At 75.0% G+C, this 21380-nt stretch carries 20 protein-coding genes and 1 pseudogene; 11 read left to right on the forward strand and 10 right to left on the reverse strand.

Annotated elements, in window-relative coordinates:
• Nucleotides 1–82: 82 nt before the first annotated feature.
• Genes K7I03_RS30890 through K7I03_RS30900 form a run of 3 tightly spaced genes read left to right on the forward strand, consistent with a single transcriptional unit; the run spans nucleotide 83 to nucleotide 2807 of the window.
• Nucleotides 83–733, forward strand: a complete 651-nt coding sequence (locus K7I03_RS30890) for a response regulator transcription factor (RefSeq protein WP_185941011.1) — start codon at nucleotides 83–85, stop codon at nucleotides 731–733.
• Complete coding sequence (locus tag K7I03_RS30895) at nucleotides 730–2292, forward strand: MFS transporter (protein WP_185941012.1); 1563 nt, start codon at nucleotides 730–732, stop codon at nucleotides 2290–2292. Before K7I03_RS30890 ends, K7I03_RS30895 begins: the two co-directional genes overlap by 4 nt.
• A gap of 38 nt (nucleotides 2293–2330) precedes the next feature.
• A complete protein-coding gene (locus tag K7I03_RS30900) occupies nucleotides 2331–2807 on the forward strand; it encodes a hypothetical protein (protein WP_185941013.1) in 477 nt (158 codons plus the stop codon).
• 66 nt (nucleotides 2808–2873) lie between these two features.
• Here K7I03_RS30900 and K7I03_RS30905 read toward each other — a convergent pair whose 3' ends face one another.
• A complete protein-coding gene (locus tag K7I03_RS30905) occupies nucleotides 2874–3404 on the reverse strand; it encodes an Lrp/AsnC family transcriptional regulator (RefSeq protein WP_185941014.1) in 531 nt (176 codons plus the stop codon).
• A gap of 116 nt (nucleotides 3405–3520) precedes the next feature.
• Between K7I03_RS30905 and K7I03_RS30910 the strand changes: the two genes are divergently transcribed.
• Together K7I03_RS30910 and K7I03_RS30915 are read left to right on the forward strand one after the other, a co-directional pair.
• The gene (locus K7I03_RS30910; protein ID WP_185941015.1) at nucleotides 3521–4426 is read left to right on the forward strand and encodes an NAD-dependent epimerase/dehydratase family protein; all 906 of its coding nucleotides are present in this window, start codon (nucleotides 3521–3523) and stop codon (nucleotides 4424–4426) included.
• Between the two features lies 1 nt (nucleotide 4427).
• Nucleotides 4428–5315: an aldo/keto reductase gene (locus tag K7I03_RS30915; RefSeq protein ID WP_185941016.1), complete on the forward strand. Its 888-nt coding sequence runs from the start codon at nucleotides 4428–4430 to the stop codon at nucleotides 5313–5315.
• A gap of 78 nt (nucleotides 5316–5393) precedes the next feature.
• Here K7I03_RS30915 and K7I03_RS30920 read toward each other — a convergent pair whose 3' ends face one another.
• Entirely contained in the window at nucleotides 5394–5804 is a 411-nt protein-coding gene (locus K7I03_RS30920) for a winged helix-turn-helix transcriptional regulator (RefSeq protein ID WP_185941017.1), read from the reverse strand.
• Nucleotides 5805–5919: 115 nt separating this feature from the next.
• Here K7I03_RS30920 and K7I03_RS30925 point away from each other — a divergent pair.
• Nucleotides 5920–6853 (forward strand): annotated as a pseudogene (locus K7I03_RS30925) (alpha/beta fold hydrolase).
• Between the two features lie 225 nt (nucleotides 6854–7078).
• Here the strand turns inward: K7I03_RS30925 and K7I03_RS30930 are convergent.
• Together K7I03_RS30930 and K7I03_RS30935 are read right to left on the reverse strand one after the other, a co-directional pair.
• Complete coding sequence (locus K7I03_RS30930) at nucleotides 7079–8041, reverse strand: 2OG-Fe(II) oxygenase (protein ID WP_185941019.1); 963 nt, start codon at nucleotides 8039–8041, stop codon at nucleotides 7079–7081.
• A gap of 160 nt (nucleotides 8042–8201) precedes the next feature.
• Complete coding sequence (locus K7I03_RS30935; RefSeq protein ID WP_185941020.1) at nucleotides 8202–9716, reverse strand: FAD/NAD(P)-binding protein; 1515 nt, start codon at nucleotides 9714–9716, stop codon at nucleotides 8202–8204.
• Between the two features lie 119 nt (nucleotides 9717–9835).
• On the opposite strand from K7I03_RS30935, the gene K7I03_RS30940 reads away from it, so the two are divergent.
• Nucleotides 9836–10819, forward strand: coding sequence for an NAD-dependent epimerase/dehydratase family protein (locus tag K7I03_RS30940; protein ID WP_185941021.1), 984 nt, complete (start codon nucleotides 9836–9838; stop codon nucleotides 10817–10819).
• Nucleotides 10820–11023: 204 nt separating this feature from the next.
• Here the strand turns inward: K7I03_RS30940 and K7I03_RS30945 are convergent, their stop codons facing one another.
• The gene (locus K7I03_RS30945) at nucleotides 11024–11362 is read right to left on the reverse strand and encodes a transposase (RefSeq protein WP_185941022.1); all 339 of its coding nucleotides are present in this window, start codon (nucleotides 11360–11362) and stop codon (nucleotides 11024–11026) included.
• 138 nt (nucleotides 11363–11500) lie between these two features.
• Here K7I03_RS30945 and K7I03_RS30950 point away from each other — a divergent pair, with 138 nt between their 5' ends.
• The 3 genes from K7I03_RS30950 to K7I03_RS30960 all read left to right on the forward strand — a co-directional run bounded on the left by K7I03_RS30950 (nucleotide 11501) and on the right by K7I03_RS30960 (nucleotide 15100).
• Nucleotides 11501–12388, forward strand: a complete 888-nt coding sequence (locus K7I03_RS30950; protein WP_185941023.1) for an SDR family oxidoreductase — start codon at nucleotides 11501–11503, stop codon at nucleotides 12386–12388.
• Nucleotides 12389–12897: 509 nt separating this feature from the next.
• Nucleotides 12898–13605 carry a PadR family transcriptional regulator gene (locus K7I03_RS30955; RefSeq protein ID WP_224347297.1) on the forward strand — a complete coding sequence of 236 codons (708 nt, stop codon included), beginning with the start codon at nucleotides 12898–12900 and terminating at the stop codon, nucleotides 13603–13605.
• Entirely contained in the window at nucleotides 13598–15100 is a 1503-nt protein-coding gene (locus tag K7I03_RS30960) for an FAD-dependent monooxygenase (protein WP_185941024.1), read from the forward strand. The genes K7I03_RS30955 and K7I03_RS30960 overlap by 8 nt, the downstream gene beginning before the upstream one ends.
• Before the next feature lie 619 nt (nucleotides 15101–15719).
• Here K7I03_RS30960 and K7I03_RS30965 read toward each other — a convergent pair.
• From K7I03_RS30965 to K7I03_RS30980, 4 genes are all read right to left on the reverse strand, one after another.
• Nucleotides 15720–16433, reverse strand: a complete 714-nt coding sequence (locus K7I03_RS30965) for a DUF4232 domain-containing protein (protein ID WP_185941025.1) — start codon at nucleotides 16431–16433, stop codon at nucleotides 15720–15722.
• A 197-nt stretch (nucleotides 16434–16630) separates the two neighbouring features.
• Nucleotides 16631–17107 (reverse strand): MarR family winged helix-turn-helix transcriptional regulator, encoded by a 477-nt coding sequence (locus K7I03_RS33965; protein ID WP_263457561.1) that lies wholly within the window; start codon nucleotides 17105–17107, stop codon nucleotides 16631–16633.
• A gap of 59 nt (nucleotides 17108–17166) precedes the next feature.
• A complete protein-coding gene (locus K7I03_RS30975) occupies nucleotides 17167–18624 on the reverse strand; it encodes an MFS transporter (RefSeq protein ID WP_185941026.1) in 1458 nt (485 codons plus the stop codon).
• A gap of 105 nt (nucleotides 18625–18729) precedes the next feature.
• Nucleotides 18730–19836, reverse strand: coding sequence for a PP2C family protein-serine/threonine phosphatase (locus tag K7I03_RS30980; protein ID WP_185941027.1), 1107 nt, complete (start codon nucleotides 19834–19836; stop codon nucleotides 18730–18732).
• A 182-nt stretch (nucleotides 19837–20018) separates the two neighbouring features.
• On the opposite strand from K7I03_RS30980, the gene K7I03_RS30985 reads away from it, so the two are divergent.
• Nucleotides 20019–20513, forward strand: coding sequence for a DUF2690 domain-containing protein (locus tag K7I03_RS30985; RefSeq protein WP_185941028.1), 495 nt, complete (start codon nucleotides 20019–20021; stop codon nucleotides 20511–20513).
• Here K7I03_RS30985 and K7I03_RS30990 read toward each other — a convergent pair.
• Nucleotides 20452–21216, reverse strand: coding sequence for an IclR family transcriptional regulator (locus K7I03_RS30990; protein ID WP_224347298.1), 765 nt, complete (start codon nucleotides 21214–21216; stop codon nucleotides 20452–20454). The two genes, K7I03_RS30985 and K7I03_RS30990, sit on opposite strands and share 62 nt — an antisense overlap.
• Nucleotides 21217–21380: the final 164 nt, after the last annotated feature.

Consider the following 21380-nt stretch of genomic DNA (forward strand, 5'->3'; position numbering starts at 1 on the left):
AGGGGCACTCCGGGCCCTGGCAGGGCCCCGGCGGCGCGGCCCGGACGGCGGCGACCGCGAGCACGGAAGTGGTGGCGAGCCCATGGAGTCCGATTCCGGTACCCAGGTGACGGTGGTGGTCGCCGACGACCACCCGGTCTACCGCGAGGGCATCACCCGCGGCCTCCGGCTCGACGGCCGGATCGACGTGGTCGCCGAGGTGGGCGACGGACCCGCCGCCCTCGACGCCGTCCGCCGGCTGGAACCACGGGTGGCGCTGATCGACTACCGGCTCCCCGGCCTGGACGGCCTCGCCGTGCTGCACGCGATCGTCCGCGACCGGCTGCCCACCCGCGCCCTCCTGCTGTCCGCGACCACCGACGGCGCGGTCGTCTACCGGGCGGTCCAGGAGGGCGCCGCGGGCTATCTCGCCAAGGACGCCAAGCGCTCCGAGATCGTTGACGCCGTCCTGAAGGTCGCCCGCGGCGGGCAGGTCGTCTCCGAGGACCTCTCCGGCGGCCTGGTCGACCAGATCCGGCTGCGCGCCGACCGCGACGAGACGGTCCTCTCCGACCGCGAACGGCAGGTGCTCCGCGGCTTCGCGGAGGGCAAGAGCATCCCGCAGCTCGCCGGCGAGCTCTACCTGGGGGCGAGCACCGTCAAGACGCACACCCAGCGGCTCTACGAGAAGCTCGGGGTGTCCGACCGCGCCGCCGCCGTCGCCGAGGCGATGCGCCGGGGCCTCCTCGAATGACCGGCGACCACCCGCGCCGGGCCGCCGCCCCCGCGCCGGGCGAAAGGGCTCCCGCGCCGGGCAAGAGGGCGGACCGCTGGGCGGTCCTCGCGGTGCTGTGCGCCAGCCTGCTGCTGGTGGCGATGGACGCCACCATCCTCAACGTCGCCCTGCCGTCGCTCGTCGACCACCTGCACCCCGGCCCCCTCGCGCAACTCTGGATCATCGACATCTACGGCCTGGTCCTCGGCGGCCTGCTGGTCACCAGCGGCGCGGTCGGCGACCGCTTCGGCCGCAAACGGATGTTCCTGACCGGTTTCGTCCTCTTCGGCCTCGCCTCCGTGGTCGCCGCCACGGCCGACAGCTCCTGGCAGCTCATCCTCGGCCGCGTGCTGCTCGGCTTCGGCGGCGCCATGGTGATGCCGTCCACCCTGTCACTGATCCGGGCGGTCTTCACCGACGACCGCGAGCGGGCGCTCGCCATCGGCATCTGGGCGGCGGTGGCCGGCGCGGGCGCCTGCCTCGGCCCGCTCATCGGCGGGTTCCTCGTCGAGCGGTACGGCTGGTCGGCCGCGTTCTGGGTGAACGTCCCCATCGTCGTCGTGACGGTGGCGGCGGGCCTGCGCCTGCTCCCCGAGTACCGCGCGCCCCAGCACGGGCCCCTCGACCGGCTCGGCGCCCTGCTCTCCGTCGCCGGCGTCGTGGCCCTCGCCTGGGGTGTCAAACACGTCGCCAAGGGCAGCCTCGCCCCGGCCGACCTGGGCGTGCTTTTCCTCGGCGTGCTGCTGCTCGCCCTCTTCGCCCGGCGGCAGCTCGCCTCCCACGATCCCCTGCTGGACGTACGGCTGTTCCGGAACGGCCCCTTCCTGGCCGCCGCGCTGGCCACCCTGCTCGCCATGCTCGCGATCGGCGCCGCGCTGTTCCTGATCTCGCTGTGGCTCCAGTACGTGCACGGCTACTCGCCGTCGCAGGCCGGGCTGCGCACCCTGCCGTCGGCGGCGGCCATGCTCGCGGGCTCGCTCGCGTCGCCCTGGGTCATGCACCGCGCCGGCGTCCGCACGGTCCTCGCCGCCGGCCTCGGCGCGCTGGTCGCGGGCTTCCTGCTGCTCGCCCTGACCCCCGTGCCCAACGAGTACCCGGTCGTCGCCGGGGTCCTGGCGCTACTCGGCCTCGGCGACGGGCTGGCGATGACCGCCGCGGCCGCCGTGCTCGTCTCCGCCGTGCCCCCGCACCGCGCCGGGCAGGCGGGCGCCGTCTCCGAGACCGCCTACGAACTCGGCGTCGGCCTGGGCGTGGCCCTCCTCGGCAGCATCCACGGCGCCGTCTTCACCGGGCACATGACCGGACTGCCGCTCCGCGGCGCCGACCTGGACGAGGCCCGCGGCTCGGTCGGCGGCGCCGCCGACGTCGCCCGGCGCGCCGGCGGCGAGACCGGCCGGCGGGTCCTCGACGCGGCGCACACCGCCTTCGACGACGCGCTGACCACCACCGCGTACGTCTCCGCCGGCATCGTGGCGGCCGTCACCGTCCTGACGGTGTGGCTGGTACCGCGCGGGTTCAAGGTCACGGGCGGGCACTGAGCCTCGTCACGGGCAGGGGAGAGGAGGAGGTGAGACGGATGGAGATCGAGCTGTCCTACGACTCCATGGGCGCGCGGCTGCGCCGCATCGGTCCCGCCGAGATCACGTACACCAAGTGGAGCGGCATGCCGACGGCGCTCGGCCCCTGGGACATCGAGTGCGAGCGCATGGGCGCGCGTATCCGCCGCATCGGCCCCACCGAGCTCACCTACACCAAGTGGACCAGCCGACCCACGGCCGTCGGCACCTGGGACCTGGAGTTCGACCAACTCGGCAACAGGCTTCGGCGCATCGGCCCGTACGGTCTCGACTACGACAAACACGGCAGCCGGGTGCGCACGGTGGGGCCGCTGGAGATCTCCTACGACAAGATGGGCAGCCGCCCGCGCGTGGTCACCCTGTCCGGGGCGGGTCCCAGAGGGGATCCCGGGGCGGGCGCGCTCCCCGACGACCTGCTGCTCGTCCTGTTCCTCGTGCTGTTCTGGCGCATGCAGCGCCTGCGCGCCAGGAGATGACCGGGCCGCCGCCGCTCCTTCTCCGGCCGACCGGGCCGCCGCCGCTCCTTCTCCGGCCGTCTCCGCTCAGCCGGCCGGGCGCGGCTCGGCCGGCAGCAGCGTCTTGCGCGGGACGGGCGACGACAGCACCACCGACGTCGTCGTCCGCCCGAACGCCGAGACGCGCTCCAGCACTTCCTCCAGATGCCCGGTGTCCACCACGGCGACCTTCAGCATCCAGCAGTCCTCGCCGACGACGTGATGCGCCTCCAGCACCTCCGGGCGGTCCGTGAGCACGGTGACCGCCGGGTGGCGCAGCGTGTAGCCGGGGTACGGGTTCACGCGGACGAACGCCTGGACCCCGTACCCCAGCCGGGCCGGCGACACCTCGGCCGCGTACCCGGTGATCACCCCGCCGCCCTCCAGCCGCCGGACCCGCTCGGCGACCGCGGCCGGGCTCAGCCGCACCCGGCGGCCCAGTTCACTGAGGGTGATCCGGCCCTCGGCCTGGAGCAGGCCGATCAGGCGCCGGTCGACCGCGTCGAAAGCCGCCGATGAATCGTTGGCCGTGCCGCGCGGATACCGAGGTTCTTTCGGCAGGACGGCCGGATCTCCCATGACTCCCCCTTCAGGAAACGATCAGTCACGGTAACACTGGTCCGCATCGGAAAACGGAATGGGGAACGGGCGGGGAATCCGCCCCGGACCGGCCCCGGAACGGGAGGACTTCGGCCATGCCACGCGACGGTGTACCGCGGGACGTCTGCGTCATCGGCGGGAATCGCTATTTCGGGAAACGGCTGATTTCCCGGCTGCTCGACGCGGGCGCGACGGTCACCGTCGTCAACCGGGGCTCCGCCACGCCCCCGCCCGGCGCCGCTCATGCCGTCGCCGACCGCGACGACGAGACGGCCCTGCGGACGGCCCTCGGCGACCGCACCTTCGACGTCGTCCTCGACCAGGTCTGCTACACGCCCGTCCAGGCGGACATCGCCCGCCGCGTCTTCACCGGCCGCACCCGGCGCTATGTGATGACCTCGACGATCGAGGTGTACGACGGTGTGGCCGACGCCTCCGGCCCGCTGCCGGAGACCGCCTTCGACGCCGCGTCCCTGCCGGTCGACCGCGCCCCGGCGGAGCCGTGGAGCTATGGCGAGGGCAAGCGCCAGGCCGAGGCCGTGTTCGCGGCCGACCCCGCCTTCCCGTCCGTCGCCGTGCGCACGGCCCATGTGCTGGGCGGCGCCGACGACTTCACCGGACGCCTCGCGCACTATGCCGACCGCATCCGGACGGGCGCCCCGATCGCCGTTCCGCCGGCCGCCCATCCGTCGACGTTCATTCACGTCGACGAAATAGCGGACTTCCTTTTCTGGACGTCCGGACAGGAATTCACCGGACCCGTGAACGCCTGCTCGCACGGGCTCGTCGACGCCGCCGAGCTGTGCCGGCTGCTCGCCGCACGCATTCCCGGCGGGCACGCGGTCCTGAAGGCCGCGCCCGAAGGCCCGTACTCGCCCTTCGCCTTCGACCGCTTCTACGCCATGGACAACTCCCGGGCGACCGGCCTGGGATACACCTTCCGTGACGCCTCGGCATGGCTGCCGGACGTCTTCACCGACACACTCCGGGAGAGCCACTGACATGCGCCACCGCACACTCGGCGACGTCCGCGTCGGAGCGATCGGCTACGGGGCGATGCCCCTGTCCATCGAGGGCCACCCCGACGAGGCCCGTGCCGTCGCCACCGTGCACGCCGCGCTCGACGCCGGCATCACCCTGATCGACACGGCCGACTCCTATCACGCCCCCAACGGGGAGCCCGGCCACAACGAACTGCTCGTCGCCCGCGCCCTCGCCACGTACGGCGGCGACCGCGACGCCGTCCTCGTCGCCACCAAGGGCGGCCGGGGCCGCACCCCCGACGGCGGCTGGACGGTCGACGGTGACCCGCGCCGCCTCAAGCGCGTCTGCGAGGAGTCGCTGCGCCGCCTCGGCACCGAGGCGATCGGCCTCTACCAGCTCCACAAGCCCGACCCGGACGTGCCGTTCGCCGACTCCCTCGGCGCCCTCCGCGAGCTCCTCGACGCGGGCACCGTCCGCCTCGCCGGCATCTCCAACGTCGACACGGCACAGATCCGGCTGGCCCGCGACATCCTGGGCGACCGGCTGGTCTCCGTACAGAACCGCTACTCGCCCGCCGTCCGGGACAGCGCGCCGGAACTGCGCCTCTGCGCCGAACTGGGCATCGCCTTCCTCCCGTGGAGCCCCCTCGGCGGCGTCTCCCGCAGCTCCCTCGACGGCACCTCCGGCATCGCCGCGGACGACACCCACGCCGCCTTCCACACCGTCGCCGCCGAACGCGGCGTCAGCCCCCAACAGGTCTGCCTGGCCTGGCTGCTGGCCGCCTCCCCGACGGTCGTCCCCATCCCCGGCGCCACCCGCCCGCAGACCGTCCGCGACTCGGCGGCGGCGGCCGACCTCGTCCTGACGGAGGGGGAACTGGCGCGGCTGGGGGCGCACGGGGTGTGACTGCCCCGGGGCGGCACGCTGCCCGGGACGGAGCGGGCCGGCACGGTGCCGGGGGCCGAGCGCGGGAACCGGCCCGCCTCACCCCTCGTCGGCCTCCCGGCCGGCCGCCTCGTTGGCGCGGTCGACTTCGGCCATGTGCTCCTCCGCCCAGGTCCGCAGCCCCGCGAGCGCGGCCTCCAGGGACAGCCCGAGCTCGGTGAGCCGGTAGAAGACCCGCGGCGGCACGGCCGGTTCGACCCGGCGTGACACCAGCCCGTCGCGGGTCAGGTTCCGCAGCGTCACGGACAGCATCTTCTGCGAGACGCCGGGCATCCGGCGCCTCAGATCAGCGAAGCGCACCTCGTCCGGTGCCGCGTCGGCGAGCGTCTTGACGGCCATGGACGTCCACTTCGTACCGATGCGGTCGAGCAACCGCCGCGTCGGGCACTGCGGATCGAACAGATCGCCGCGCACCCCGCGACCGGCGGCCCGGGCTCCTCGGGTGGTCACCTGGGGCTCACCACCTTCCCTGAAAGTGCCGTCTGGGAAGCGGCCCAGCGGTTACCTATCGTTGTCTGGTCACCAATCGTAACCGCATCGATCGTCACCGCACCGGGGAGCCGTCATGCCCGCCACCACCGCACACCACCCGCGCCGCGTCACGACGAGCCGTGTCACGACGAGCCGTGTCACGACGAGCCGTGTCACGACGAGCCGTGTCACGACGAGCCGTGTCACGACGAACGGCGTCCGGCTCAACGTCGCGATCGCCGGGGACGGGCCCGCGGTCCTCCTGCTGCACGGCTTCCCGCACACCTGGCGGCTCTGGAGCGGCGTCATGGACCGGCTGGCCGGGCACCACCGGGTCATCGCCCCCGACCTGCGGGGCTTCGGCGCCAGTGAGCGTGCCGCCGAGGGGTACGACGCGGGTACCCTCGCCGCCGACGCCGAAGGGCTGCTCGACGCGCTCGGCGAGCCCTCGGCGGCGGTGGTCGGCATCGACGCGGGCACCGCGCCCGCCGTCCTGCTCGCGCTGCGCCGGCCCGACCGCGTCCGGCGCCTGGTCGTGATGGAGGCCCTGCTCGGCGACCTGCCCGGAGCGGAGTACGTCGCCGCGGGCGGCGTCCCGTGGTGGTTCGGCTTCCACGCCGTCCCCGGCCTCGCCGAGACCGTCCTGGCCGGCAACGAGGCCGCGTACGTCGACTGGTTCCTCGACGCGGGAACGCTCGGGCGTGGAGTCCCCGACGACATCCGGGCGGCCTTCGTCCACGCGTACACCGGGACCGAGGCCCTGCGCTGCGCGTTCTCCTACTACCGGGCCCTGCCCACCAGCGCGCGGCAGATCGAGGACGCCGTCGCGACGGCCCGGCTGACCATGCCCACCATGACCGTCGGCTCCCACCCCCGTCGGCACCGGACTCGAACGCCAGCTCCGTCCCTTCGCCGACGACCTTGTCGGACACCACCTCCGGGACTGCGGGCACATCATCCCCCTCGACCGCCCCGACGCGTTGTCCGCGCTTCTCGCTCCCTTCCTCTCCGCCGACCTGCCCACGTGACCGAGGCGGGGCCGAAGGGCCGGCGACCGCCGATCGCCCGCGGGTCTCACGTCACGGCATCGGCGCGCGGCGGGCCGGCGGTGGGGTGGACGGCGCGGATCCGCCCGCCGTCGTCAAGGCGGTACGGGCCGGGCGACGGTCCGGGGCGCGCGGAAGGCGGCGCTTACCGTGCCGACTTCGCCGGCCAGGCCACACTCCGCCCGCGCGCCACGCCCCCGCCGCGCCTCAGCGGCGCAGATCCTCCCATGTCACCACCGGACTCCCCGCCCGCAGGCCGAAGTCCAGGGCCGGGTCCCGGACGGGCCACTTGAGGCGGAGCCAGCCGGGTACGGTGGCGAGGATGCCGTCGTCGCCGGCCAGGTGCCAGAACGTGTTGGAGTCGCGCCGGGCGAAGTACGGGCAGAACAGGGAGACGACCAGGGTGACGCGGCGGCCCCGCGTCACGGGGGTCACCGCGTGGAAGATGCGGCTGCCGTGGAGGAAGAGCGTCGCGCCGCGGGCCCCGCAGTCCGCCTCGCGGATGCGCGGGTCGTCGGCGGTCACGTCGTCGAACTCGCCGGTGCGGCCCTGGAAGTAGGTGAACCGGCCGCCCTCGTAGTCGGCGCCGTCGCTGAGCTGGAGGGTGAAGACGTAGTCCATGCCGTCCCGGTGCCACCGCACGATCTCCGGGCGGCCGCGGCCCTCGAAGTAGTTGATCTGCGCGGTCGGCAGGCGCAGCGGGTGCGGGATCAGCGGGACGCCGGCGATCCGGGAGCAGGCGAGCAGGAAGCCACGGTCGCGGATCATGTTGTGGAGGAACGGCGACACGAGGTCGGCGCCGCGCAGCCGGCGGGTGGCGATGAACCGGCTGGAGCCGGCGGCCGGTTCCAGCCGGTCGCACACCTCGGCGAGCCGGTCCAGCCCCTCCGCCGTGAGGAGGCGGAACGGGCCGACGAGCGCGGTGTCGTCCACCGTGTCGCCGTGGCGGGCGAGTTCGCGGCTCGCGTAGCCGAACTCCTGGAGCGTGACGCGCGGCCCGTCCGCGTCCGGGACGACGAACTCGCCGCGCCAGCGCGGCTCCCCGGGCAGCCCCGGCGGCCGGCGCGGCCGGCGGGCGCGGACCGCGTGGAAGAACTGGTCGACGCCCGTCGCCGTCCGGGGAAGGTTGAGGACGCCGTCCTCGCCGCGCCGTGTCCGGACCATCGCCATGAGTCATCCCTCCCGACGGACAGCGCTCCGGCGCGTCGACGGCCCGCCGCTCGGAACGTTTCGTTCCGGCGGGCCGGGCGCCGGCCGCGGCCAGTATCCACCGGCCGGGGGCCCGGCGGGCAAGGACGCGATCCCGCCACCCCGCCACCCGCCACCCCGTTCAGCCGCGGGCCGCCACCTGCCCGGCGACCCACCGGGCCTGCCGGGTCACCGTCCGCAGGTGGTTGGCGAACGGGATGCGGACGTGCGTGCCGACCCCGGCCAGCCAGACACGCTCCGGCGGCGCGTCCGGGGCCCGGCGCACTCGCAGGTCCGCCTCCAGGCGGTCGACGACGGTGCCGGCGGGGGAGAGGAGGAGCTCGCTACCGTCCGCCCGCCAGCTCACCTCCGGCGGCCGGAAACCGGTCGCGTTGACCACGTAGTCGTAGGTCTCGGGCGGGCCGGAGCCCGGCGTGGACACCCGCCACACCCCGTCCGCGAAGGCGACGGACTCCGGGTAGGCGGGGGCCACCCGCAGCGCGCCCGTCGCGCAATGCTCCAGCAGGCGGCGGGCGTTGACGACGGTGAGCGCGGTCAGGTAGCGGCCGACGAACCAGTCGAAGCGCCGCATCAGGGACAGCGTACGGTCGGCCGGCAGACCGTCGGCGAAGGCGGTCAGCGCCTCGATCACGGCCACCGCCACCCCGGGCCACAGGCACACCCCCGCCTCGGCCAGCGCCGTGTCCTCCGCCAGGCGCCGGACGGGGTCGGCGGCCCGGGACGTCTGCGCCCGCAGCGGGCGGTCGCCGAGCAGCCGGACGGCCTCCACCACGCAGCGCGTCAGCCGCCGGTCCAGCAGCGGGTCGTCGGGGCCCAGCCGGGCCATCCGCTCCAGCGGCGGGAAGTCCCGGGGCGGGGCGTGCAGCGAGAGCCGTACCGCGGGCAGGGACCCGGACGGCGAGGTCAGCGTGGTGCGGTGACCGTCCCGGCACAGCAGCAGCGCGGCGTCCACCGCGGACTGCCGCGAACCGAGCGCGAGGACGCGCCGCCGCCCGGTACCGAGCGAGGCGCGCAGCCGGGCGGACGGGTACGGGCTGTCCACGTAGCGGGGGTGGCCGGTGAACGCGGCGAACCCCCGTGGCACGCGCGGCCGGTGCACCCCGGTGGCCAGGATGACGTCGTCGGCCGTGTGCTCCGATCCGTCGTCCAGCCGCAGCCGGGGACGACCGCCGGCGAGCCCTACGGACAGGGCAAGGCAGGGAAGATGACGAACCGTCACACCGGTTCGCTCGGCCGTGTCACGGGTGTCCGCCCAGCGGTCCGCGCAGTACGCGGCCATGGCGGCGCGGGGCACACAGGTGTCGGGGGCGCCCGTCCAGCCCCGGGCGCGGAGGTGGGTGACGAAGTCGTCCGGCCGGTCGGGCAGCAGGGAGTTGATGTTGGCGGCGCTGTTGCACATCAGCAGGGGATCGTCGTCCCCGAAGGCCAGTCCCCAGCCGGGCGGCGACGGGTCCACCACGAGCACCGATCCGATGGGCCTGCCGCCCGCGCGGGGCAGGGCCGCCACCAGATGCGCGAACACGCTCGTCCCGGCGGCCCCGGCTCCCACGATCGCCACCGTGCGGCCGGCGCTGTCGCCGTAGCCGTAGCCGTAGCCGCCGCTGTCGCCGTCGCCGACGTCGTCCCGTCGCGTCACGTCCGTACCCGCCTTCCCACGAGCGTCCCCGCCCGCCCTCCGGAATCCGACCCTCCCCGGATTACGCCCAGAGCATGCGGGGCTTCCGCCCGGCACCCCGCACGGGCAGGGTCACGATCATGAGACTGCTGATACTCGGAGGAACGGAATTCGTCGGCCGCGCCCTGACGGACGAGGCCCTGGTCCGCGGCTGGGAGGTGACGGTCTTCCACCGCGGCCGGCACCCCGCGCCGCCCGGTGTGACGGTGCTGCACGGCGACCGCCGGGCGGAGGGTGGACTGGCCGCGCTGGAGCGCGGCGCGTGGGACCTGGTCGCCGACACCTGGTCGGGCGCGCCCTCGGCCGTCCGCGACACCGCCCGGCTGCTGGCCGGCCGGGCCGCGGGCTACGCCTACATCTCCAGCCGCTCCGTCCACCGGCACCCCTGCCCGGCCGGCCTCGCGGAGGACGGCCCGCTGGTGGAGGGCTCCCCGGACGCCGGCGAGGTCCCCTACCCGGAGGCCAAGCGCGGCGGGGAACTGGCGGCGTGCGACGCGTTCGGCGACCGGGCGCTGCTGGCCAGGGCCGGGCTGGTGCTCGGCCCTGGGGAGAACGTCGGCCGGCTGCCCTGGTGGCTGCTGCGCGTCGCGCGCGGCGGCCGCGTCCTGGCCCCCGGCCCGGCCGCGTCGCCGATCCAGTACATCGACGCCCGTGACCTGGCGGCCTGGACCCTGGACGCCGCCGCGCGCGGCCTCAGCGGCCCCTACAACCTCGTCAGCCCACCCGGCCACACCACCATGGGCGAACTCCTGGAAACCTGCGTCCGGGTCACCGGCTCCGCCGCCGAACTGTGCTGGACGGACCCCGAACCGATCCTCGCGGCCGGGGTCGCCCCCTGGACCGACCTGCCCATCTGGCTGCCGCCGGGCGAGGACCACACCACGATCTTCACGGCCGGCGTCGGCAAGGCCCTGGCCGCCGGGCTGCGCTGCCGGCCCGTCGAGGAGACCGTCGCCGACTCCTGGACCTGGCTGGAGTCCCTGGGCGGCGTACCGCCGCTGCGCCCGGACCGCCCGCCGGTCGGCCTGGACCCGGAGACGGAGGCGAAGCTGCTGGGGAACTGAACTCCCGCCCCGCGCCGATCCGTCATGCCGGGGTCCCCGGCGACCCCGTGCTGTGCCCTCCCGTGCCCTCGTCGTTGCCGGGCGGGCGGGCGGGTGTGGGCGAGGCGACCGGCATGCGCCTCGGCGGTGGACCGCCACTCGGCGGCCCCGCTCCGACGGGCGCGGGCAGGCGGCAGCGGTGCCATGTCTCGGATGGTGACTTTCTCAGGGGTACGCGCGGCGCGCCGCGCACTCGTGGACCGCCCTGGTCCAGGCGGCGAGGGCCGGGGTGCGGGACGTCGTCTCGCTCAGGTTCCGCCACAGGTCCGCGCTGCTCCAGCGGGTGAACCAGCGGTGGGCCGTGGGCACGCTGACCCCGAACGAGGACGGGAGTTGCTGCCAGGCGCAGCCGCTGGTGACCACGTAGACGACGGCCACCATGACCCTGCGCGCGTCGGCCGGGGCCCTGCCACCGCCCTGCGGTCTGGGCGGCATCTCCGGCAGGAGCGGGCGCGCCGCTTCCCACATCTCGTCGGGGACCAGGCGCTGAGCGAGTGCCTCCATCCGCGTGATCGTACGCACTCGCGACGGCCCTCCGCCGACCCCGCCAAACGAGACATGGGCTCATGTGCGCGAGTGACCCTCGCCGACCTATCGTCGGCCGCCCGCCGAGGACTTGGGCACCAGCCAAGGAGGAAACCCATGACCATTCTCGTGACCGGCGCGACCGGGAAGGTCGGCCGCGTCCTGGTCGACCGGCTGCTGGAGGCCGGACGGCGTGTACGCGCCCTGACCAGGAATCCGGAAGGAGCCCGGCTGCCCGCAGCCGTCGAGGTGGCGGCGGGCAGTCTCACCGATCTCGCGGGAGTCGCCGCGGCGCTCGACGGGGTGGGCGCCGTTCACTACATGTCCGGGATGCTCGACCCACGGCACGCGGTGCAACAGGCCCGCGCCTTCACGGAACTCGCCACGCACGCCGGGGTCAGGCGGATCGTCGACCTGTCCGGCCTCGCCGTGACCGTGCGCCGGCCGGGCAGCTACGAGATGCTGCGCGACGTCGAGGAGGTCATCGAAGCCTCCGGCCTGCCATGGACGCACGTGCGGCCCGGCGAATTCGCCGGCAACAAGCTGGACATGTGGGGCCCGTCGATCCGCGCGGAGAACACAATACGCAGCGCCTTCCCCGCCGCGCTCGGCGTCCCCGTCCACGAGGCGGACATCGCCGAAGTGGCCGCCGCCGCGCTCCTTGCGGACGGCCACGCCGGGCGCGCGTACTCGCTCAGCGGGCCCCAGCGCCTCACCCAGCGGGAACAAGCCGCGGCGATCGAGCGGGGGCTGGGCAGACCGCTGCGCTTCGAGACGGTGACGTACGGCCAGGCCCGCGCCGCGTACATCAAGGCCGGAATGCCGTGGGACATCGCCGAGTACCTGCTGGGCTACCAGGCCGAGTACGCGGAGGAGCCGCCCGAGGTGCGGCCCGACGTCGAACGGGTCCTGGGCCGGCCGGGCCGCACGCTGGCGCAGTGGGCCGCGGATCACGCGTCCGACCTCGCCGAGGACGCTGAGGACCCCGCGCGGCAGGAGGGGTAGGAGCGGTAGGAGAGGTAGGAGCAGGAGGGAGGGGGATTCGGCCGGCGCGGTCACGCGGGCGTGTGACAGGCCCCTTCGGCGGCGGCCCCCCTCCGCCCGCGGAGGCGACCGCCTGGCGCCGGCCGCCCTGCCGGCCGAGTCGTCCCGTGCAGGTGAAGACGGCCTGCCGCGGTCGGCCTCACGGACGCGTCCATGCGAGGGCGGCCGGGGAGGCGGGGCGGCACGGCCGTGTCTCCGGCGGGTGTGCCGAGGCGACGGCGGTGGTCCGGTCGGCTCTGGCCCCCTTGCCGCCGGCGGAACGACTCCCGTTTCGCGGACTTTCCCCCACGCTCGGGCCGTCACGGTCTGCCGCGCACGCCGGGCCGACGGCGGCCGCGCGCCGCTCCCGCCTCGCACACATGCGGCATCTCCTCCCCGTCGGCGCTCGACCGCACCGCACCGACTCGCTACGCTCGGATCCGAGCATTTGGATCCGAGTAAACGTCACACCGTGAGAAGCGTGGAGTGAGATGCCCGTCGAGAATCCCGCGGACGAACCGGCCGCAAGCAGTCCCTCCGCAGACAGCCTGGCCGCAGAGAGCCCGGCCGTAGCCACCCCGGCTACGGACACATCCGCCGCAGCCAAACGACCCTCCGCCAAGAGACCCGCCAACCCCCTGGCCCTCGCCGTCCTGGGCCTCCTGCTGGAACGGCCCCTGCACCCGCACGCGATGGCCGCCGTCCTGCGCGAGCGGCAGCTCGACCTGACCTTCAAACTCACCACCGGGTCCCTCTACGACACCGTCCGGGCGCTGGCCCGCGACGGCTGGATCGAGGAGGACGGCACCGAGCGGGTGGGCGGCCGCCCCGCGCGTACCGTCTACCGCCACACCCCCGAGGGCCGCACCCGCTTCACCGCCTGGCTCGACGAGCTGATCCGCGAACCCGCCCGCGAGTTCCCCAAATTCGTGTCCGCCCTCAGCTACCTCGGTGCCCTGGGACCCCGCCGCGCCGCGGAGGCGCTGCGCGAACGGGCCGCGGCCCTGGAGGCCCGCATGGCAGCCGACGCGGACGCGTACCGGGCGGCACGGGAGGAGCACCGGGCACCCCGGCTGTTCGTCATCGAGGCCGAGTACGCCCGCGCGATGGCCGAGGCGGAGCTGCGCTGGGTGCGGGAGACCGCCGACGAGATCGAGCGCGGCGCGCTGCCGTGGCCGGGGGAGGACACCGGTGCCTGACACTCACCCCCACACGGACGTCCTCATCGCGGGAGCCGGCCCCGCCGGACTCATGCTGGCCTGCGAACTCGGCCTGGCCGGCGTCCGGACGACGGTCCTGGAACGGAACCCCGCCCCGCCCGGCTTCTGCCGCGGCTTCAACCTCAACGCCCGCAGCCTCGACCTGCTGGACCACCGCGGCCTCGCGGACCGCTTCCTCGCCGAGGGCCCGACCCTGCCGGCCACGGCGTTCGTCGGGACGGCCGCCCTCGACCTGGCCGCCATGCGCGCCCGCCACCCGTACATCCTGGGCATCGCCCAGACCCGCGTCGAGGAACTGCTGGCCGAACGGGCCGAGGAGCTCGGCGTCCGACTCCTCCGCGGCCACCGGCTCACCGGGTTCGAGGAGGACGACGAGGGGGTCACCGCGGAGGTCACGACCCCGGACGGCCCGCTCCGGCTGCGCTGCCGCTGGCTCGCCGGCTGCGACGGCGGGCGCAGCACGGTCCGGAAGGCGGCCGGAATCGCCTTCCCCGGCACCCCCGCCCGCCGCTTCGCCCTGCTCGGCGACGTCGTCCTGGCCGACCCGGGGGCGCTGCCCTTCGGCACGACGGCCGGACCCGGCGGCGGATCCGTGTTCACCATCCCGCGCTCCGGCTACGTCCGTCTGGTGACGGCCGAGCCGGATCCGCCGGAGGACCGCGACGAGCCGGTGACGCGTGCCCTCTTCCAGGAGGTGCTGGACCGGGCGCTGGGCCGGCACGTGGAGATCGCCGAGGTCCGCTGGCTCACCCGGTTCGGCGACGCCGCCCGGCTGGCCGAACGCCTGCGCGCCGGACGGGTGTTGCTCGTGGGCGACGCCGCGCACATTCATCCGCCGGCCGGGGCGGTCGGCGTCAACGCGGCGATCGACGACGCGATGAACCTCGGCTGGAAGCTCGCGCTCGTGGCCCGCGGCCTGGCCCCCGAACGCCTGCTGGACAGCTACCACACCGAACGCCACGCCGCCGGCACCCGCTTGCTGCGCGACACCCGGGCGCAGGCGCTGATCGCCGCCGAAGGGGAGCGGCTGGCGCCCCTGCGCGACCTCCTGGGCGAACTGGCCACGGCGGAGGGCACCGCGGGCCATGTCGCCGAGACGATCACCGGGGTCAACACCCGCTATCCGGCCCACGATCCGCACGGTCACCCATGGGAGGGCCGGATGCTCCCCGCCGGCGACCTCGTCCCGCCGGCTGCCCGAAGCGGCGGGGGAGCGCTGCTGCTGGACGACACCGCGCTGGCCGAGGCGCCGGCCGCCGTCCGCGAGGCCGCCGCACCTTGGGCAGGCCGGGTCACGGTCGCCACCGTCCCCTCCGGCCGGCTGCCCGGCACGTACGCGGTCCTGGTCCGCCCGGACGGCCACGTCGGCTGGGTGGCCGGGCCGGCCGCGGGGGCGGAAGCGGCCGGGGACGCGGTCCGGTCCGCCTTGGAGTGGTGGTTCGGCCCGCCGGCGTCCCTCCCCGCCGTGCGCTGAACCCGCTTTCCGGTGACGCTCGTTCACGGTGTCGGGCGTTCACGGTGCCGGGCGTTCCCTCACAGAGGGGACGCCCGGCATGGGGCGGGCCGGGGGCGGGGCAGGGAGAAGGGGAGGCGACGGCTCGTGCCGCCGTGGAAGTACCAGACAGAGGTGGGGGATTGAAGACGGCCCGATGGCCCGTGCCGACGGTGCTGCTCGCGGCTCTCGTCTGCGCCGCGTCACCACCGGGCCCGCCGCGATGCGGATTGGGGCGCGGAGTGGGGAGGCCCTTACGGAGCAGAGCCGCGGACCCGTCACCGTGGACGTCGGAGAACGGATCACCGTCCACCTCGCCGGACGGCAGACCACCGTCGCGCGGTGGGCCTGGAGCGTGCCCAAGGCCGCCGATCCGCGCCTGCTCGGAGGGGAGCCCGGCAGGACGGCACCGGATGGCAGTGCCACCGCGACCTTCCGCGCCGAGGCCGCCGGAACGACCGAGCTCAGCGCTCAGAAGCGGTGCACGCCCCGGGTGCGGGGTGATGTCTGCCCGCACGCGGTGACCCAGTGGCGGGTCACCGCGTGCGGTAGCGCGACCGGGACGCGGGGTCGGCAGGCGGGCCGCGGAAGGGCTTGCGGATCAGCCGCCCTGGCCCGCGCTCCCGATCGGGCCGACCTTCACCGCCGAGCCGCCGCCCTCAGTGACGGGCAGCGTGGCGCCGCCCGGCCAGCGGAGGGTGACCGTGTTCGTCTCGCCGGGCGGGGTCACCAGCAGGCCGGTGACGCGGACGCCGGAGCCGCCCGACTTGTTGACCGGGTAGGAGATGCCGAAGGCCACCGACTGCCCGTTCTTGAGGACGACCCGCGGGGCCTGCTCGCCCGTGCGCCGCGCGGACAGCGACCCGGCGGTGGTCTTCAGGTCGACGCCCGCGTACCCGGTGACGGTGCAGTCGTGGCCGCCGCGGTTCTTGAACTCCACCGCGACGGTGCCGTCGGGGTCGCCGTCGATGGTGTGGTCCCGCGCCGTGATCGTCAGGTCGGCGGTGCGGCACTTGGCCGTCTTGCCGTTCTCGTGGGAGCCAGCCCCTGCGGCCGTGCCCTTCTCACCGGAGCCCTTCCCGGCGGAGCCGCCGGAGCCGCCGGAACCCTTGCCGGAGGAGTCCTTCCCGCCGCTCTGCTCCGAACCGCCCTGATCCGAGCCGCCCGAGCCCGTGCCGCCGCTCTTGGCGGACGACGCCGAGGAGGCGGACGACGGGTCGTTCTGGCCCTTGCCGTCGTCGTCGTTCTGACAGGCCGTCAGCGAGAGGCTCGCGGCGACGGCCAGGGCGGCGAAGGTGAGCTTGTGAACACGCATCGTTTCTGCCTCAATCGGTCGGGGATGCCGGGCGCTCGGGACGAGTCGGGACGAGCCGGTACGAGCGAGCGTTACTGATCACCAGGATGCGCCCGATCCGGCGAATCGTTCCGCCTGGCCGTTCCCTAGTACATGTCTGTTACATGAGGACATGTCTGTTACACGGACGCCCAGTTCCCCTGACGCCCCGACAGCCTCTAAGCGCCGTCCGTCAGTCGCTCCAGCAGGCCGATCGCCTCCGTCACGACCGCCCGTTCCCTCTCGTCGAAGCGCTCTTCCAGGGCCCGCGCGATCCACCCCTCGCGCACCTCGCGTGCCTCGCCGAGCCGGCGCAGGCCCTCCGGGCTGAGGGAGATGACGATCTGGCGCCGGTCGCTGGGGTGCGGCGACCGCTCGATCAGGCCCGCCTCCTCCAGGCCCGCCAGCGTGGTGCCCATGGACTGCGGCCGGACGCCCTCGGCGCGGGCCAGCTCCACCGTGGTGGCCGGGCCCCGGCGGTCCAGCCGGCTGAGGACGGCGGACTGGGAGAGGGTCAGGTCCGTACGTTCCCCCGCCGCGCGCAGCCGGCGGGCCAACTGCCCGGTGAGGACGCGGATCCGGGACGCCGTCTCGCGCAGCTCGGAGAGCTCGGGAGCGGCGGCCGGAACGGGGGACTGCTGGTCGTGGGCCTTCACCGGGCCAGCGTACCCGGAGCACCCGGAGTGCCGGTCCGGGTCCGCCGGGCCCCGGCCGGTCAGCGTCCCCGCCCGCGCAGGGCCCGGTCCAACAGCGTGGCCGGCAGCAGCAGCGCCCCGAGGACGGTGAGGACGACGGCCGCCGTGCGCAGACCGCCGGTCGTCGCGCGGTCGCCGTAGACCAGGCCGATCACGCTGGTGGACGCGACCGCGCCGACGTACTGGGCGGTGCGGAACAGCCCGGCGGCCGTGCCCGTCCCCCCGGCCGGGGCCTGCGCGTACAGCGCGGTCTGGTTCCCCACCGCGTTCAGCCCGTTGGGCAGCCCGAACACGACACCGACCAGCACCAGCACGACCATTGGCGTCCCCGGCCCGGTGAACGCCAGCGCCGCCGAGGCCGCCACCATCGCGACCGTGCCGACCAGCAGTGGCCCGCGCACGGTCGCCCGGCGCGCGCCCGCCCACGAGCACAGCGCCGCCACCGCGCACATGGGCAGCATGATCACCCCGGTGAGGGCGGCGGAGTACCCGCGCACCTCCTCCAGCCACTGCGTATAGCCGTACAGCACGCAGTAGACGACGAGGAACGACGCCCCGTAGCGGACGTAGGTGCGGACCAGCGGCCGGTTCGCCGCCAGCATGCGCAGGTCCAGGAACGGGTGCCGGGCCGCCCGGAGTTCCCAGGCCGCCAGCGCGCCCGCGACGAGGCCGCCGGCGGCGAGCAGCGGCCACCGAGGGCGGGTGAGGTCGGTGAGGAAGAACATCAGCGGCAGCAGGGTGCCGGCGAACAGCAGGACGCCCGCCGGGTCCAGTTCCGACCACGCGCCGCGCGCCCCTCCCGCGCGCGGCCGGGGCTCGTCCCGCGGCAGCCAGGCCAGGGCGAGGACCAGGCCGGCCAGCGCGAGCGGGATGTTCACCGCGAAGACCGCCCGCCAGCCGGCCAGCCCGGTGAGCAGCCCGCCCAGCGCCGGGCCGAGCGCCGCGCTGGCGAGGGCGGCGATGGTCAGCGCGCCGAGGGCGCCGGAGGGCGGCCCGCCGGGCGCCCGCGCCGACCGTTGCCGGATCATCGCCATGGCCGCCGGGTACGCCGCCGACGTGCCCACGCCGGTCAGCACCCGGACGGCGACCAGCTCCCCCAGGGAGCCCGCCACCAGCCCGGCCGCCCCCGACAGCCCGACGAGTACCAGCCCCGCCAGATAGACCCGCCGCGCGCCGAGGTGGTCGGCGACCCGGCCCATCACCGGCTGGGCGACCGCGCTCGCCAGGTAGAGCCCCGCGACCAGCCACACCGTGGCGGCCGGGCCGGCTCCGAAGCTCCGGCCGATGGGGACGAGCGCCGTCGAGATCATGCTGGAGTTGACCGGGTTGAGCATTGAGCCGACCGCCACCGCCGCGACGAACCGGCCGCCGAGCGCCGGGGGCGCGGCCTCGGTGCCGTCGCCCTGTTCCGGTGGCCGGCCGGACCTCCCGGTGTCCCCGCCGGATGTGCGCATGGCGGACCGCACGGCGAATCGCATGGCGAACCCTCCCTCGATCCCGGCGCGCGGTGGCGCGCACCGAAGAGAAAGGAAGGCTAGCTGTCGATCAGAGAAACTGGCAAGGTTGACTTACTTGTTTGGGGGTCACTCCCGCCGGACGGCCAACAACGCCGCGTCGTCCGCCAGTTCCCCGCCCGCGTACGCCAGCAGATCCGCCACCAGGCGGTCCGTCAGCACGCCCGGCGCGCCCTCGGGCAACGCGGCCAGTCTGCGCTCCAGCGGATAGAATCGGCCCGCCGCGTCCCGCGCCTCCGTCACACCGTCCGTGTACAGCAGCAACAGGTCGCCCTTGCCGAAGGCGAAGGCGGCCGAGCGGTACGAGCCCTCCGCCAGCTCGCGCAGGGCCAGCGGCGGATCGGCGTCCCCCGCCTCCCCGGCGTCCCCCGTCCCCACCGCGCTCACCCGCCCGTCCCGGCGCACCAGCGGCGGGAGATGGCCGCAGTTCACCAGCTCCACCGTCTCCCCGGAGCGCGGCACGGTCAGCAGCGCGGCGGTCACGAACTCCTCGCCCACCCCGCGCCGCCGCACCGCCGCGTCCAGCCGCCGGGCCACCGTGCCCAGCTCCGGCTCCACCTGCGCGGCCTCCCGGAACGTCCCCAGCACGTCCGCCGCCGTCTCGACCGCGCCCAGCCCCTTGCCCCGGACGTCCCCGATGAGCAGCCGCACGCCGAACGGCGTCGTCAGCACCTCGTACAGATCGCCGCCCACCTGCGCGTCCGCCGCGGCCGCCAGGTAACGCACCGCGACACGCAGCCCGTCCACCCGGTCCGGCACCGGACGCAACAGCGCCTGCTGCGCCGCCGAGGCGACCGAGCGCGACCGCAGCAACTCCCGTTCCCGCGTGGCCACCAGCACCACGTTCGCCGCGCTGATACAGGTGAGGGCGAGCACCGTGAACGCCGCCGTGAGGTGCACGGTGATGGGCACTTCGGGGTCCGCGAGCGTCAGCGGGGCCACCAGCAGCAGCGCCACCGCCCCGGTCAGCAACGGGACCCGGGCGCGCCGCGTGCCGATGCTCGCCAGCACGGGGGCCGTGCCCAGCACGGGCGAGAACGTCAGCCGGGGGTCCGAGGCGAGGTCGACGCCCACCGCCGCGGCCAGCAGGACGTACGCGGCGACGACGAGCAGGCGCGCCGGCCGCGGAAGGGCCGGGGCCGGGTACGGGCCGACGGGACCGGGGGCTCGCTTCATGGCTGTTTCCACCCTAGGTGCCGCCGGTCCGCCCGCAACCCGGGCGCCCGGGCCCTGGCGGGGCGGCCGCCTCCGGTACGCCGAACGGGCTCTGGCGCCCATGGGTGTCGAACCCCCACCATACGGAGTCAGTCCGGCGATACCGTCACGACCTCCATATCCCGTATAAGGGAGGAACGTCGATGAACCTCGGGAAAGACATCAAGGCGGCCGTCCTCGCCGCCGTCCTCGCGTGCGCCGCGGCCGGCTGGGCGGCACCGCCCTCCTCGGCGACGCCCCCGCCCGCCGCCTCTGCCTCTGCCCCTGCCTCCGCCTTCGCCGCGCCGCCCGCGCGGGCCCTGTCCGCCGCCGGCTGTCAGGGTCCCTCCTGTTCCGGTCAGGACCCGTACGGCACGCAGTGCGCTTCGGGTGACGTGCTGACCCTCGAACACCAGGAGCTCCAGGGCCGTACCGTCAACCTCCGCTGGAGCCGGGCGTGCGAGGCGGCCTGGGCCGAACTCACGGGCGCGAGCCCCGGGGACGACGCCCTCGTCCAGAACGGCACCGGCGAGACGCAGCACCGCGCCGTCGCCTCCGGGACCACCACCTACTCGCCCATGGTGAACGACCGGAACCTCACCGTCCGAGCCTGTGTGACGCTGCGGAGCGGAAGCCAGAAGTGCACCTTGTACCACTGACCGGCTGACCGACGGAAGTCGACCGGCTGACCGGCTGACCGACCGGGCCTCCCGGCCGGGCGGTCACCGTGCCGGTGCGCCCACCAGCGCGGAGGAGACCGTCCGCGCGGCGTCCCGCAGCGCTTCTTCGCAGCGCCGCGCCCCCCGCTCCCTCCGGGTCCAGCAGCCGCCGCGGCCCGGTCAGGCACAGCGCCGCCGCGTGCCGGACGCCGTCGGGGCAGGGGACGGACGTGGCCAGCCGGGCCTCTTCCGGGCCGGTCCCCTCCTCGTAGGCGCAGCGGTCGTCGCACGGGCCGGCCAGCACCCGGGCCGGGGCGCTCGTGGGCGGCAGGACGTCTCCGGTCGCCAGCCGCTGCGGCCGGTTGTCCGGCCGGAAGACGTGGTGGATGACCTGTGCGCCCTCGGAGTGCGCGACGGCGAGCAGGACGCTCATGCCGGTGCGGGCGGCGAGACCGTCGGCCCAGATCATGGCCGCGGCACGGACGTCGTTGCAGTCCGGCCGGGTCGCGGTCGCCGGGCCGGCGAACCGGCGGAACGGTTCGCCGGGCCGGCAGGTGCCCGAGCCGGCGTCGTACTCGACCAGCCCCTCCGCGCGCAGTCCGCTGATCACGTCGACGACGGTGTGGTCCGGCAGACCGAGGGAGGCGGTGAGCCGGCGGAAGGAGACCCCTCGTTCCGGCTCGCGGGCCAGGAGCTCGAGCACGGCGGCGGTGGTGCCGACGGGGGCTCGGTGCCGGGCCGTATGAGGGTTCTGGGTCTTACCAGGCGTATGGGGCGTAGGCGGCATCGGAATTCTCCGTTCCGTGCGAGAGGTCGCGGGATCGGCTCCGGTGGGACGGTCGGGGAGGCGCCCGGCGCGGCGTCCGC

It is taken from the genome of Streptomyces mobaraensis, assembly GCF_020099395.1.
Taxonomy (GTDB): domain Bacteria; phylum Actinomycetota; class Actinomycetes; order Streptomycetales; family Streptomycetaceae; genus Streptomyces.